This is a genomic window from Actinoplanes sp. NPDC049802 (genome assembly GCF_040656595.1).
In the GTDB taxonomy this organism is placed as follows: Bacteria; Actinomycetota; Actinomycetes; order Mycobacteriales; family Micromonosporaceae; genus Actinoplanes.
Genome location: NZ_JBFAMR010000089.1, coordinates 1 through 13783, shown reverse-complemented (window position 1 = coordinate 13783; position 13783 = coordinate 1). Strand labels below are relative to the sequence as shown.

The window sequence follows — 13783 nt, the reverse complement described above, 5'->3', positions numbered from 1 at the left end:
CCTCCCATCGATCGGCAGCGCATGACCCCAGAGAGGTTAGCGAATCGTCGTCCGGGCTTCCGCCCCCTGTGGATGACGGTCAGCGGGGCAGGGTGGAGGTCCGCCAGTTCCTCGGGCCGGCTCCGGGGCGTGCTGACCGGATCCAGTCTGAGGTGGGTTGGGGGGTAGTACGAGAATTGACCGAAGTGGATCGAGATGTGAGGATGGCGACCAGCGCCGCAACCTCATGATCGTCTAGGCTTCCTCTTACGACGCTGACCAGCGGTTCCTCGTTCATCAACTGAGCGTACGACGGGTTGCCGGAGATCCGGTGACACGTGTCCCACACTCGGCTGATCAATTCGCGGCCGCTCGACAGAACCAGGTATTTTCTGCGTGATGTCTTCTTCTCCCCCACTCGTTGTCGCTGATCGGTACCGGCTCGTCGCGCCGCTCGGTCAGGGCGGGATGGGACGTGTCTGGCGGGCGACCGATGTCGTCCTGCACCGAGAAGTGGCGATCAAGGAGCTCGTGCCACCGCCGGGGCTCACCCCGGCGGAGCGGCAGGAGATGCGCGAGCGCTCTCTTCGCGAGGCGCGCGCCATCGCCCGGCTCAACAACGTCAACGTGGTGCGCGTCTTCGACGTGCTCAGCACGGATGCCGATCCCTGGATCGTGATGGAGTACGTGCCGTCTCGATCTCTCCAGGACGCCCTGGCCGCGGACGGGCCGTTCAACCCGCTGCGGACCGCGGAGATCGGTCTCGGCGTGCTCAACGCGCTGCGCGCCGCCCACCGCAACGGGGTGGTGCACCGGGACGTCAAGCCGGGCAACGTCCTACTCGGCGCGGACGGCCGTGTGGTGCTCACCGACTTCGGCCTGGCCACCGTGCCCGGCGATCCGAATGTGACGAGGACCGGCCTGGTGCTGGGCTCCCCGGCGTACATCGCTCCGGAGCGCGCCCGGGACGGCACGGCGGGCCCGGCGGCCGACCTGTGGTCGCTGGGCGCCACGCTGTTCGCCGCGGTGGAGGGGCAGTCGCCCTTCGCCCGCCCGTCGGCGATCGCCACGCTGGCCGCCCTCGCCACCGAGAACGTGCCGGTCTCGCGAAACGCGGGACCCCTGAAGCCGGTACTCAACGGCCTGCTGCGCAAGGATCCGGCACACCGGATCAACGCGGAGGAGGCCGAGCGCCTGCTGAACCGCGCGGCCGGGCGCCGGTCGAAGATCACTTTCCCGATGAGCCCGACCATGCGCCGGCCGGGTGTCGGCCGTGAGCGGCCGTCGCTGCCGAGCGGCCCGGGCGGGCCGCCGGTGCTGCCCGGTTCCGGCTGGGTCACCGCCACCGGATCCGCGCCGGTGGTGCCCAACCCGCGCCCTCCGGTCGCTCAGCCACCGGCCGCCGACGGCCGCCAGCCGCAGCGTCCGGGCCTGCCGTCGAGCGACGGCCGCCAGCCGCAGCGTCCGGGGCTGCCGCCCGCTGACGGCCGCCAGCCGCAGCGTCCGGCCGGACAGCCGCGGCAACCGTCCGCGGACGGTCGCCCACCGCATGCCGCGCAGGGCAAAGCACAGGTCAGCGGTCAGACGCCGCCGGTCCGCGGCGGTAAACCCCTGGACTCCACGCGTCTCGACACGCCGCCGGTCCGCGGCGGTAAACCCCTGGACTCCACGCGTCTCGACACGCCGCCGGTCCGCGGCGGTAAACCCCTGGACTCCACGCGTCTCGACACGCCGCCGGTCCGCGGCGGTAAACCCCTGGACCCCACGCGCCTCGACACGCCGCCGGTCCGCGATTCCGGTTCGGGTCCGCGACCGGTGTCTCCGGCCGCGCCGCGGAGCGAGACGCCGCCACCGGTGGTGAGCGGCTCGGCGCCCACGAACGCGCTGCGCACCGGCTTCACCGCCGCCGACGTGGCCGCCAACCGGCGTAAGCAGGCCGCTCCCGAGCACGAGCGGTCGCTGGCCCAGGCCACTGCGGGCTATCCGATCGTGACTCCGCGTACCGAAAAGGATGTGGAGCCGGAGGAGGCCGCGCCGGCCGGGAAGGTCGAAGCGGCGCCGGAGACCGCGCCCGGGACCGGGGAGAGTCCCGACGGCGCGGTGGACACCGAGCCGAACGCCGAGATCAGGGAGGACGCCGGCGAGGCGGCCGCCCCGGGCGCCGGGAAGGACGCTGACGAGGCGGCGGCCCCGGAGGCCACGGGGGATGCCGACGAGACGGCTGGCCCGGATGCCGGGGAGGACACCGCCCAGGGGGCAGACCCGCAGGCCGCGGCGGATTCCGGGCAGGACGCCGACCAGGCCGCGGCGGACGCTGAGCAGGGCGCCGACCAGGTGGCGAGCCCGCAGATCACGGCGGATGACGACAGCGCCGCCGAAGCCGGGGGGGAGCCGGAGGAGACCGAGCGGAAGACGCCTCCCGTGACTGTTACGGCGCAGAGCCCGGCGGTCGTGGAGGAGAAGACCTCGGTCGTGACGGCCGTGCCGTCGTCGGTACCGGAGGAGAAGACTTCGGTTTTGGCGGCCGCGCCGTCGTCCGTACCGGAGGAGAAGACGTCTCTGCTGACGCCGGCCGCCAAGGCCGGCCCCGCGGTGGAGGAGATGACCTCGGTTCTGGCCGCGCCGGCCGAGGAGAAGACGACCATGCTGGCGGTGGACGACGACCGCACCTCGGTGGTCAACATCCCGCCGCGGCGTCGCCGGGTGACGGAAGCCACACGGGTCGGCGGCTTGGAGGCGGTGCCGGACTTCGCCCGGCCGTCGCGTCCGGCGTGGACGCCGATGCAGCTGCGGCCGACGGTCCGGCGTAGCGGTGGGGTGACGATCTTCGGCACCACCCTGACCCGGCGGCAGGCGGTGATCGGTTTCGCCATCGTGCTGACGTTCGTGCTGCTGGTCGGGATCATTCTGGTCCAGGCGTTCGACGACGACAGCCCCGGTGCGAAGCCGATCTCGGAGGCGGGGGCCGGTGCTTCGGCCCCGGCGCAGCCAGGCGCCGGGACGGGCGGGAAGCCGCAGGGCCAGACGAGCGCGCCGGCGAGCCGGCCGCCGAGCTCACCGGCCACCGCGACCCTGCCGGACGGCTGGCGCGTCTACAACGGTGACGGCTTCACGGCCTGGGTCCCGGACGGCGCGGATCTGAGCGGCGGCACCGGGACGACGCTGGAGTGGGGCAAGGGCCGCCAGTTCCGCGTCGATGTGGTGGATGGCGTTACCGAGCCGGTCGACTACCTGAAGGACGACCGGACGATCGGCAGCGACCGGACCGGCCCGACCCGGTTGGAGTACCACGGCCCGGCCGCGGAGACCGAGTACTACCGCTCCACGCGCGGTGGTTACCGGCAGCGCGTGGTGCGTCGGGTGTTCAACTCCGACGGCAACACCTACGTGCTGACCTGGTACACCGAGGACAAGGACTGGGACGCCGCCAAGGGCGACCTCGAGAAGATCTATCAGGGGTTCGAGCCCCGTAAGTGACCTCCGTCATGCGTGATTCCTGGGTGGCTGGGTAGTTATCCAGGATCACGGATGGAGGTGCATCATGAACTGCCGACGGCACGGCAGTAAGCCCACGATCGCATTGTGGATGCTGGTGGCGGTGGCTGATGTCGCGATCATCGTGGCGTCCACCGGACTTCTGGCGGTTCTGCTGGTCGTGACCGCCCTCGCACTGATCACCGGGGTCGGCGTGGTCGCCGCCCGCTCGCTCGCCCGGCCGGAACCCGAGCCGGCGAAGGTCGTGGCACGCCGCCGCGCATAGCGGTATCGGCTACAGTCCCCGGCGTGTCGATCGACGGTGTGACTGACCTCTGGGAGCACCTGCTCGGTGCTCAGCCCGATCCGCCCGGGACGCTGGTGCTGCTCACCGCGGTGGCCGGGTTCCTCGCGGTGGCGATCCGCCCGGTGTGGCGGGTGGCCCGCAACGCTGTCACGATCGCCCACGAGGGTGGGCACGCGCTGTTCGCACTGCTGACCGGACGCCGGCTCCGGGGGATCCGGCTGGAGTTCGACACGTCCGGGCTGACCCTTTCGGCGGGCCGCCCGACCGGGATCGGCATGATCCTCACCCTGCTCGGCGGTTACATCGCGCCGTCGCTGGTGGGTGTGCTGGGCGCGTGGCTGCTCGGCGGTAACCGGATCACGCTGCTGCTCTGGCTCGCCGTGGTCCTGCTGCTGCTCATGCTGATCAACATCCGGAACCTGTTCGGGGTGGTCTCCCTGCTGGTGACGGGGGCGATCGTGTTCGCCGTGTCCTGGTACGCGGAGCCCGACGTGCAGGCCGCGTTCGCGTACACCGGGGTGTGGTTCCTGCTTTTCGGTGGGATTCGCCCGGTCTTCGAGTTGCAGAGCCTGCGCCGCCGGGGCCGGATGCGCGACTCCGACCCCGACCAGCTGGCCCGTCTCACCCATCTGCCGGCGCTGTTCTGGGTGACCGTCTTCCTGGTGGTGAACGTTGCGGCCCTGCTGGCCGGCGCCTTCCTGCTCGCGGGCCAGTGGATCACCGAGTTCGGCCTGACGGTGTGACCTACAACGGGATGTTGCCGTGCTTCTTGGGCGGCAGGGTCTCGCGCTTGGTCCGGAGCATGCGCAGGGACCGGACGATCTGGATGCGGGTCTGTGACGGCTGGATGACCGCGTCCACGTAGCCGCGTTCGGCCGCGATGTACGGGTTGGCCAGCGTGTCCTCGTACTCCTGGATGAGCTCGGCCCGCCGCTGGACCGGATCGTCGGCGGCGGCCAGTTCGGCCCGGTAGAGGATGTTGACGGCGCCCTGGGCGCCCATGACGGCGATCTGTGCGGTGGGCCAGGCGAAGTTGACGTCCGCCCCGATGTGCTTGGATCCCATCACGTCGTACGCCCCGCCGTACGCCTTCCGCGTGATCACGGTGACTTTGGGCACTGTGGCCTCGGCGTACGCGTAGATGAGTTTCGCCCCGCGCCGGATGATGCCGTCCCACTCCTGTCCGGTGCCGGGCAGGAAGCCGGGCACGTCCACGAACGTGAGAACCGGGATGTTGAACGCGTCACAGGTGCGCACGAAGCGGGCCGCCTTCTCCGAGGCGGCGATGTCGAGTGTCCCGGCGAGGCTCATCGGCTGGTTGGCGACGACGCCGACCGGGCGGCCCTCGACCCGGCCGAAGCCGACCACGATGTTCTGCGCGTAGAGCGGCTGAACCTCGAGGAACTCGTCGACGACGGTCTCCACGACCTTCTTGATGTCGTAGGGCTGGTTCGGCGAGTTCGGGATGAGCGTGTCGAGCAGCCGGTCGTCGTCGGACAGTTCCAGGTCGGCCGGTTCGTCGAAGACCACCGGTTCGTCCAGGTTGTTGCTGGGCAGGTAGGAGATGAGGGCCCGGACGTACTCGATCGCGTCCTCCTCGTCGTCGGCGAGGTAGTGCGCGTTGCCGCTGCGGGTGTTGTGGGTCCGCGCCCCGCCGAGTTCCTCCATGCCGACCTCTTCGCCGGTGACCGTCTTGATCACGTCCGGGCCGGTGATGAACATGTGCGAGGTCTGGTCGACCATGACCGTGAAGTCGGTGATGGCGGGGGAGTAGACGGCGCCGCCCGCACAGGGGCCCATGATCAGCGAGATCTGCGGGATGACGCCGCTGGCCCGTACGTTGCGGAAGAAGATGTCGGCGTAGAGGCCGAGCGCGACCACGCCTTCCTGGATGCGGGCGCCGCCGGAGTCGTTGATGCCGATGATCGGGCAGCCGATCTTCATGGCCAGGTCCAGGACCTTGACGATCTTCTCGCCGAAGACCTCGCCGAGGGATCCGCCGAAGACCGTGAAGTCCTGGGAGAAGACGCACACCTGCCGGCCGTCGATGGTGCCGTGGCCGGTGACGACGCCGTCGCCGTAGGGGCGGCTGCGGTCCAGGCCGAAGGCGGTGGAGCGGTGCCGGGCGAGTTCGTCGAGCTCCACGAAGGAGCCTTTGTCGAGCAGCAGTTCGATGCGTTCCCGTGCGGTCTTCTTGCCGCGGGCGTGCTGTTTCTCGATGGCGCGGGCGGATCCGGCGTGCACGGCCTCCTCGGTGCGGCGGGTGAGATCGGCGAGCTTACCGGCGGTGGTGTGGATGTCGGGCTCTGTCGTCACGAAGGTCTCCACGCTCTGAGCGCTCGTTAAGGCAACGATCAGCATCGTAACCAGAACGCGTCGCACACGGAGGGCGTCGCTACGCGTGCGTTTCATACCCAATGCCCCATTCGTTACAACCCGCGTGACGAACTGGATGACCGCGGCCGGGCTCGCCTTCATCGCAGGCGGCCTCGCCACACTGATCAGCTTCCGCGCCGTGCTCTTCGGCGGCGGGGCTCGTCGGGCGAACCGGGCCGGCTCATCCGCTCGCCGCCGGCGCTCGGAAACCACCGCTGGGTCCGCATCCGGACCTCGCCCCGCGGTCGACGCCGGTCCGGTTGCGGGCGGGGAGCCACGGTTCGGCCGTCGCCGCAGGCTGGCGGCCGCCTTCAGCGGCGGGCCGGCCGAGGCCGACGCCGTCCCGAGTGGACTGGCCTCGATCGGGCTGGCCGACGACGAGGACGAGGACGCCCACCGGCGGCTCGGCGTCGAGGACCACGACCCCGGCGACGACGAGGGCCACCCCGGCGAGCCGATGTCGCTCTTCGACGACGAGCACACCGGCTACGAGGACGGCTACTTCGAAGACGAGTTCTGGCCGCCGCGGCGCCGCCGCCGCGATCCGGAGCCGGACGGCCCGGCCTGGGCGCGACGCGACGCCGAGGACCCCAAGGGGTACGCCGGACGCTATACGACTCTGGACGCCGACAAGCCGGCGCCGGACTGGGAATGGCCCCGCTGGCCCGACGCCGACGACCGCCCGCCGGCCGGTGACTACTGGACCCCGGTCCCGGACGATCTCTACCCGGCGCCGGGCTTCGACCGCCTGCCGCCGGTGCCCGACTACGAGCCGGCCACCGGATTCGACCTGCCCCCCGTGCCGGCCGAGCCGGAATGGCCGCCGCACGAGCGCCGCATCCGGCTGCCCCGCTCCTGGACCGAACGCGACGAGCAACGGCCCAGCCCGCGGCCCCGCCCGTACGTCAGCCGCCACTCCGCGGGTCCACCCGCTTAGCCCGTCTCGTGCATCACGTGGGGTCACGGCGTCACCGGACCTCGCCTCGTTCCCACGTGATCCACGTAGGCTGCCGGAATGGCCTACAGCGATCTCGACCGCCCGCCCCTGTCCGTACGGGCGCTGACCCACGCCCTGGTGGTGCCCGGCGGGCTCTGGTCGCGGCTCGAGATCCCGGAGGAGACCGGCTCGACGAACGCCGACGTGGCCGCCGCCGCCCGGTCCGGGGCGGCCGAGGGACTGATCGTGGTGGCCGAGAGCCAGGTCTCCGGTCGCGGACGCCGGGACCGCCGGTGGACGTCACCGCCCCGGGCCGGCCTCACGCTCAGTGTCCTGCTGCGACCCGGCCCGTCGGTTCCGGCCGCCTCCTACGGCTGGTTGCCGCTGATGGCCGGGGTGGCCCTGGCCGAGGCGGTGACCCGGGTGGCCGGTGTGGACGCCGCCCTGAAATGGCCGAACGATCTGCTGATCGGCGACCGCAAGTGCGCCGGGATCCTGGCCGAGGTGGCCGGTGACGCCGTGGTGATCGGCATCGGGCTCAACGTCAGCACCCGCACCGACGAACTGCCGGAGACGACCGGGATGGCGGCCACCTCGCTGCTGGCCGCCGGCGCGGAGAACGCCGACCGGGATCCGCTGCTGCGGGCGCTGCTGCGCGGCCTGGAACGCTGGTACACGGGCTGGCGTGAGTCCGGCGGCGACGCCGAGATGTGCGGCCTGATGGGGGAGTACCGGCGCAGGTGCGCCACCCTCGGCCGTCAGGTGCGGGTGCTGCTGCCCGGCGGGGAGGAGCGGACCGGCGAGGCCGTCTCCGTGGACGCCGACGGGCGATTGGTGATCCGTACGGTGGAAGGGCTTGACTTCTCCGTCTCGGCCGGGGACGTGCTGCACGTACGCTGACCACGTGGCGTTCCCGGAAGATGTGCTCACGGACGAGGAGGAGGTCGTCCTCCACCTGCGTCCGCATTGGAAGGCCGCGGTCGCCCCGGTCCTGATCCTGGCGCTCACCCTGACCGGCCTGGTTCTGGCCTGGGTGAAGCTGCCGCCGACCGAGGCCGGCCGGATCGGTCTGCTGCTGGTGGCCGCGATCATGCTGTACTACGCGATCCGCTACGGCGCCCTGCCCCTGATGGAGTGGCACGCGACCCGGTACGTGCTGACCTCCGAACGGATCCTGATTCAGCACGGCCTGCTCACCCGGGAGCGCCGCGACCTGCCGCTGAACCGGATCAACGACCACGCCCTCACCCAGTCGCTGCTGGACCGGCTGCTCGGCAGCGGAACGCTCACCGTCGACTCGGTCGGCGACCAGAGAAGCGCCGTACTGGCCGGGATCCCGGCCGCGCAACTGGTGCAGAGCACCCTTTACGAGCTGATCGAGCTGGCCCCGGTCGACGAGCCGGAGGAGGAAGAGGTCGGCTGACACAGGTCGAGGCTGGCCACGCTGCCCGGCTCGTCGACCGCGCTGAGCTCGGCGAGCCCGGCCGTCGCGTCCAGGTCGGCGATGGCGCCCTCGTGGCCGTCGACCGGCGGCTTGAGGAAGACGAACGTCCTGTACGCCCAGAAGCGGAACAGTGTCGCGAGCCCGATGCCGAAGGTGGTGAGGGCCAGCAGCGCCAGCTTGTCGTCGTGCTCGGAGAAGCCGAGTCCGTACTTGCCCAGGTAGGTGAGGCCGGACTGGATGAGCATGCCGACCAGGTTGAACCCGAAGAACAGCGTGTACTCACGGCGCAGGGCGGTCCGGGTGTGGTGCCGGTACGTCCAGTAACGGTTCGCGAGGTACGCCACGGTGGTCGTGATGACCGTCGCGAGGACGCTCGCCTTCACCGGCCCGATGGGCATCGCCACGTAGTAGATGGCGAGGTAGAGCAGGGTGTTGCCGACCCCGATGATGCCGAACGCGATGGCTTCGGGAGCGAGGCGGCGGAGGCGCCCCGTCAGCGTGCTGGCTGAGGGCATGGGGCAACCTTAGGCGAACGGAAGTGGTTACGCCGAGTCACTGTGAGCATGACGACGGCGTCGCTGCCGGGGCCGGGGCCGCGGTGGCCCGGAAGACGAAGCGGCGGTAGGACCAGAAGCGGAACAGCGTGCCCAGCGCGGTGCCGAGGCCGACGCCGGCGATGTTGTCGGCGATCGGGCTGCGCAGCGCCGGCCAGATCTGGCCCAGGCCGTAGTGGCTGATGCCCAGGCAGGCCAGGGCGATTCCGAGGCCGATGGCGTTCAGTACGAAGAAGGTCGTGTACTGCCGGGCCATGTTGGTGTGATCGCCGTCCCGCCACGTCCAGAACCGGTTGCCGAGGAACGCGATGGTCGTGGCGATCACGGTGGAGACGGCCTTGGCGGTGAGTGTCTCGGCGCCCGCCTGCAGCAGCACGTTGAAGATCACGAAGTCGACGGTGAACGCGAACCCGCCGACGAGGCCGAACTTGCCCAACTCGGGAATGAGTGCCTTGATCCGCGTACGCAGGCCGCTTGCCTGCGGGGAGGTTGAAGGCACGATTCAGAGAGTACCGGCGTGGGTCACCGTGCGCTGTCCTCGTTGCCGGGTCTTAACCGGACGTCTCGATGGGGTGACGCTGGCGGTACGGAACGTGACGGAAGCCGTCGACCTCGCGGATCTCGTCGAGCCGGTTCCGGCAGTCCGAGCACCATCCGAGGTGGGTACGCATCCGGTGCGCGTCGCGCGCGGCGAGCCGGCCGCGGACCTGCCCGCCCAGCCGCTCACCCGCCCACCGGCACTCCGGATGATCCGCGGCGGTCACGTGCTGCTGCAGGTAGAGACTGCGCAGGCCCTCCCGCGCCCGGTGGGCCAGCACGGCCACCGCGTTCGGGGTCAGGCCCATCCGCGGCGCCAGCTCGGCCGGGGTGCTGCCCTCCACCTCGGTCTGCCACAGCACGTCCCGCCAGCGCGGGGGCAGTTGACGGAACGCGGCGGCCGCGAAACTGCGCTCCAGCCGGTCCAGGGCCGGGTCGGTGAACGGCTCGCCGGCGTCGTACCGGGTCAGGTCGTCGGTGAACTCGAGCCGGCGGTCCGACCGGGCCCGCTGGTAGTAGAGGTGCCGCATCGTGGTGTGCAGGTAGGCGCGGAAGGCGACCAGTGGTCCCCGCCCGGCCCGCAGCGTGGCGAACACCTTCGCGAACGTCTCGGCCACCAGGTCGTCGACGTCCGCCCGTTCGTTCACCAGGCCGAAGGCGAACCTGCGGGCTGCCGCGTGGTGCCGCTGATAAAGCGTCCCGTACGCGGCGGTGTCGCCGGTCCGGACGGCGCCGAGCAGTTCGGTGTCCGAGTCGGCGTCGTTGCCCGGCATCGTCATTCCGCCTCCTGTGGCCGGAACTGCGAGGAAAGCCCGATTAGGTGAAAGTCTAAGGTGCTAAGTCCGTTTTGTGAAAGTTGTCGTGGGAGCGGTGTGGCACGACCGCCCTTGCACGCTGATGCACTTTGCGGCGAAGAATCGATCGTTTGTGCGCACACCGACCAAAGATTGTGCGGTTGTCCACAGATGCAACCGATGAACTCAACGCACTGTCGGGCTTACGCTGACGTAACTCCCATGAAGACGCCGGACTCCCCGGCTGGTTCGTCATAGGTCAATGCCGACCGAAGGAGCTTCACCTTGTCCCAGCCCCCTACCTCGCACACGCGCTTGCTGGCGTGGATCGACGAGGTCGCCGCCCTGACAACACCCGACCGGATCGTCTGGTGCGACGGTTCGGAGGCCGAATGGACCCGCCTCACCGACGAGCTCGTCGAGTCCGGCGCGCTGGTTCGCCTCAACCACGAGAAGAAGCCGAACTCGTTCTGGGCGCGTACCGATCCGTCCGATGTGGCGCGCGTCGAGGAACGTACCTTCATCTGCTCGGTCGACGAGGCCGACGCCGGTCCCACCAACAACTGGATGGCCCCGGCCCAGATGAAGCAGCTCATGACGGGGCTGTACCGGGGCTGCATGAAAGGCCGGACGATGTACGTCGTCCCGTTCTGCATGGGCCCGCTCGACTCGGCCGAGCCGATGTTCGGCGTCGAGCTCACCGACAGTCCGTATGTCGTGGCCAGCATGCGCATCATGACCCGGATGGGGGCCGGGGTCCTGAAGGCGATGGGTGACGACGCCGACTTCGTACCGGCACTGCACTCGATCGGCGCGCCGCTCGAGCCCGGCCAGGAGGACGTCGCCTGGCCGTGCAACGAGACCAAGTACATCTCGCACTTCCCGGAGACCCGGGAGATCTGGTCGTTCGGCTCCGGGTACGGGGGCAACTCGCTGCTGGGCAAGAAGTGTTTCGCGCTCCGGATCGCCAGCGTGGCCGCCCGCGACGAGGGCTGGCTCGCCGAACACATGCTGATCATGAAGCTGACCTCGCCGGAGGGCGTCGTCCGCTACATCGCCGGCGCGTTCCCGTCAGCCTGCGGCAAGACCAACCTCGCCATGCTCGAACCCACCCTTCCCGGCTGGAAGGTCGAGACCATCGGCGACGACATCGCCTGGATGCGCTTCGGCTCCGACGGCCGGCTCTGGGCCACCAACCCCGAGTACGGGCTGTTCGGCGTCGCGCCCGGCACCGACTTCCACACCAACCCGAACGCCATGCGCACCCTGGCGAAGGGCAACTCGGTCTTCACCAACGTGGCGCTCACCGACGACGGCGACATCTGGTGGGAGGGCATGGGCGAACCGCCCGCGCACCTCATCGACTGGAAGGGCAACGACTGGACGCCCAAGTCCGAGACCGTCTCGAGCCACCCCAACAGCCGCTTCTGCACACCGATCGAACAGTGCCCGATCCTCGCCGACGAGTACCACGACCCGCGCGGCGTACCGATCGACGCGATCCTCTTCGGCGGACGCCGCAAGACCACCGTCCCGCTGGTCAGTGAGGCCCGCGACTGGGTGCACGGGGTCTACCTGGGCGCCACCCTGTCGTCCGAGACCACCGCGGCCGCGGTCGGCCAGGTCGGCGTGGTCCGCCGCGACCCGATGGCCATGCTGCCGTTCATCGGCTACCACGCCGGCGACTACTTCCAGCACTGGATCGACATGGCCAAGGGCGCGTCCGGTGACGCCGCCAAGCTGCCCAAGATCTTCTACGTGAACTGGTTCCGCCGCGGCGACGACGGCCGGTTCCTGTGGCCCGGATTCGGGGAGAACAGCCGGGTCCTCAAATGGGTCGCCGAACGCCTCGACGGCAAGGCCGACGCCGTCGAGACCCCGATCGGGCACGTGCCCACCCCCGAGGCCCTCGACCTGACCGGCCTCGACCTCGACCCGGCCGACCTGGCGGCGGCGCTGCGGGTCGACCCGGAGGAATGGCAGGCCGAGATCCCCCAGGTCACCGAGTGGTTCAACAAGTTCGGCGACAAACTTCCGGCCGTCCTGTGGGCGGAACTCGACGCCTTGAAAGCACGGCTCGCCGACGCCTGACAACCGGCCGGCCCCCGCCCGCGGCCTCGGCGCCCGGGCGGGACCGGCCGGTCGGCCCCTCTTCCAGCCGACCGGACCGGCCGGTCGGCCGATGCGCCCGCTCGCACGATCGGGCGCATCCGGCCGCGGATGGGCGCTGTGCGGGCCGCCCCCGCTTGAGCCTCTGGCAGAGGTGGCTACGCTTTGGGGTGATGAGTCTGCGTTCTCTGGTCTACACCTTTTACGAGCGGCGGCTGGCGGGGAAGCTGGCCGGAAAGCCCGTGCCCCGGCACGTCGGCGTCATGTGCGACGGCAACCGGCGCTGGGCCCGCGAGATGGGCTTCGTCGACCCGAACGACGGACACCGTGTCGGCGCCGCCCGGGTGAAGGAGCTGCTGACCTGGTGCGACCAGGCCGGCATCGAGCACGTCACCCTCTATCTGCTGGCCACCGACAACCTGCGACGCCCCTCGGCCGAGCTCGACCCACTGGTCAAGATCATCGAGGACCTGGCGACCGAGCTGGCCGAAGAAGGCAACCCGTGGCGGCTGCGCATGGTCGGCGCGCTCGACATCCTGCCCGCCGCGACCGCCGCGACCCTCAAGGCCGCCCAGGAGAAGACCCGCGAACGCTGCGACGGCGTCGAGGTCAACCTGGCGGTCGGCTACGGCGGGCGCCGTGAGATCACCGACGCGGTCCGCTCCCTGCTCTACGAGCACGCCGCGACCGGAGGCACGATCGAGGAACTCGCCGAGATCCTCGACGTCGAACACATCGCCGAACACCTCTACACCCGCGGCCAGCCCGACCCCGACCTGGTCATCCGCACCAGCGGCGAGCAGCGCCTGTCCGGCTTCCTGCTGTGGCAGTCGGCCCACTCGGAGTTCTACTTCCACGACGCCAACTGGCCCGACTTCCGCCGCATCGACTTCCTACGGGCGCTCCGCTCCTACGCCACCCGCCAGCGCCGCTACGGCGCCTGAGTATTGCCGGCTCTCTGCTGGCTGGCTTCGCTTCGCTCCGCGGCAAAAAGCCTTGTTCGCCGGTGTCGAGGCGGGTGATTTCCCGCCGCCGGCAAACCCCGCCGCCGTCGGCAGATCACCTGCCTCGACACCGGCGGCTTTTTGCGGGGACGTTGAGTGCACCGCCGTAGGGGTGGGGCGGGCTGTTTCGTGCGGGGGATGTTGAGTGGGCCGCCGCTGTAGGGGTGAGGCTGGTCGTTTTGTGGGTGGGCCGGGTGGACGAGCACGCGGTCGGGGGCGGTGGGAGTCCGTTTCGGCTGGCTCTGGGCTGCCTCAACTCAGTTGAGGC

12 protein-coding genes and 1 pseudogene are annotated in these 13783 nt (G+C 70.3%); 8 read left to right on the top strand and 5 right to left on the bottom strand.

From position 1 onward, the window contains the following. Positions 1–79: 79 nt before the first annotated feature. Positions 80–277: an acyl-CoA carboxylase subunit epsilon gene (locus AB0I88_RS36015; protein ID WP_361035446.1), complete on the bottom strand. Its 198-nt coding sequence runs from the start codon at positions 275–277 to the stop codon at positions 80–82. A gap of 101 nt (positions 278–378) precedes the next feature. Between AB0I88_RS36015 and AB0I88_RS36010 the strand changes: the two are divergent. The 3 genes and pseudogenes from AB0I88_RS36010 to AB0I88_RS36000 all read left to right on the top strand — a co-directional run. Continuing rightward, positions 379–1245 (top strand): annotated as a pseudogene (locus tag AB0I88_RS36010) (serine/threonine-protein kinase); the annotation flags it as partial. Positions 1246–3520: 2275 nt separating this feature from the next. Then, entirely contained in the window at positions 3521–3739 is a 219-nt protein-coding gene (locus AB0I88_RS36005) for a hypothetical protein (protein ID WP_361035404.1), read from the top strand. Between the two features lie 23 nt (positions 3740–3762). Continuing rightward, positions 3763–4503 carry a M50 family metallopeptidase gene (locus AB0I88_RS36000; RefSeq protein WP_361035401.1) on the top strand — a complete coding sequence of 247 codons (741 nt, stop codon included), beginning with the start codon at positions 3763–3765 and terminating at the stop codon, positions 4501–4503. A gap of 1 nt (position 4504) precedes the next feature. On the opposite strand, the gene AB0I88_RS35995 is transcribed toward AB0I88_RS36000, so the two are convergent. Beyond that, complete coding sequence (locus AB0I88_RS35995) at positions 4505–6076, bottom strand: acyl-CoA carboxylase subunit beta (RefSeq protein WP_361035398.1); 1572 nt, start codon at positions 6074–6076, stop codon at positions 4505–4507. Positions 6077–6200: 124 nt separating this feature from the next. Here AB0I88_RS35995 and AB0I88_RS35990 point away from each other — a divergent pair, with 124 nt between their 5' ends. From AB0I88_RS35990 to AB0I88_RS35980, 3 genes are all read left to right on the top strand, one after another. Then, positions 6201–7073: a hypothetical protein gene (locus tag AB0I88_RS35990; RefSeq protein ID WP_361035395.1), complete on the top strand. Its 873-nt coding sequence runs from the start codon at positions 6201–6203 to the stop codon at positions 7071–7073. 78 nt (positions 7074–7151) lie between these two features. Continuing rightward, positions 7152–7973, top strand: a complete 822-nt coding sequence (locus AB0I88_RS35985; RefSeq protein ID WP_361035392.1) for a biotin--[acetyl-CoA-carboxylase] ligase — start codon at positions 7152–7154, stop codon at positions 7971–7973. Between the two features lie 4 nt (positions 7974–7977). Continuing rightward, positions 7978–8496, top strand: coding sequence for a PH domain-containing protein (locus tag AB0I88_RS35980; RefSeq protein ID WP_361035389.1), 519 nt, complete (start codon positions 7978–7980; stop codon positions 8494–8496). On the opposite strand, the gene AB0I88_RS35975 is transcribed toward AB0I88_RS35980, so the two are convergent. The 3 genes from AB0I88_RS35975 to AB0I88_RS35965 are packed head-to-tail and all read right to left on the bottom strand — an operon-like array spanning position 8439 to position 10387. Continuing rightward, entirely contained in the window at positions 8439–9032 is a 594-nt protein-coding gene (locus tag AB0I88_RS35975; protein ID WP_361035386.1) for a GtrA family protein, read from the bottom strand. The two genes, AB0I88_RS35980 and AB0I88_RS35975, sit on opposite strands and share 58 nt — an antisense overlap. Positions 9033–9069: 37 nt before the next feature. After that, positions 9070–9570: a GtrA family protein gene (locus AB0I88_RS35970; protein ID WP_361035383.1), complete on the bottom strand. Its 501-nt coding sequence runs from the start codon at positions 9568–9570 to the stop codon at positions 9070–9072. 52 nt (positions 9571–9622) lie between these two features. Next, positions 9623–10387 carry a sigma-70 family RNA polymerase sigma factor gene (locus AB0I88_RS35965; RefSeq protein WP_361035381.1) on the bottom strand — a complete coding sequence of 255 codons (765 nt, stop codon included), beginning with the start codon at positions 10385–10387 and terminating at the stop codon, positions 9623–9625. A 300-nt stretch (positions 10388–10687) separates the two neighbouring features. Between AB0I88_RS35965 and AB0I88_RS35960 the strand changes: the two genes are divergently transcribed. Both AB0I88_RS35960 and AB0I88_RS35955 read left to right on the top strand, forming a co-directional pair. Then, a complete protein-coding gene (locus AB0I88_RS35960) occupies positions 10688–12493 on the top strand; it encodes a phosphoenolpyruvate carboxykinase (GTP) (protein WP_361035378.1) in 1806 nt (601 codons plus the stop codon). A gap of 191 nt (positions 12494–12684) precedes the next feature. Further along, positions 12685–13455, top strand: a complete 771-nt coding sequence (locus AB0I88_RS35955; RefSeq protein ID WP_361035376.1) for an isoprenyl transferase — start codon at positions 12685–12687, stop codon at positions 13453–13455. The last annotated feature ends 328 nt before the right edge of the window (positions 13456–13783 follow it).

What these genes read in the sequence shown, in the direction of transcription:
- AB0I88_RS36015 (WP_361035446.1), bottom strand. Translation starts at nt 277, where the DNA reads ATGAACGAGGAACCGCTGGTCAGCGTCGTAAGAGGAAGCCTAGACGAT.
- AB0I88_RS36005 (WP_361035404.1), top strand. Translation starts at nt 3,521, where the DNA reads ATGAACTGCCGACGGCACGGCAGTAAGCCCACGATCGCATTGTGGATG.
- AB0I88_RS35985 (WP_361035392.1), top strand. Translation starts at nt 7,152, where the DNA reads ATGGCCTACAGCGATCTCGACCGCCCGCCCCTGTCCGTACGGGCGCTG.
- AB0I88_RS35975 (WP_361035386.1), bottom strand. Translation starts at nt 9,032, where the DNA reads ATGCCCTCAGCCAGCACGCTGACGGGGCGCCTCCGCCGCCTCGCTCCC.
- AB0I88_RS35965 (WP_361035381.1), bottom strand. Translation starts at nt 10,387, where the DNA reads ATGACGATGCCGGGCAACGACGCCGACTCGGACACCGAACTGCTCGGC.
- AB0I88_RS35955 (WP_361035376.1), top strand. Translation starts at nt 12,685, where the DNA reads ATGAGTCTGCGTTCTCTGGTCTACACCTTTTACGAGCGGCGGCTGGCG.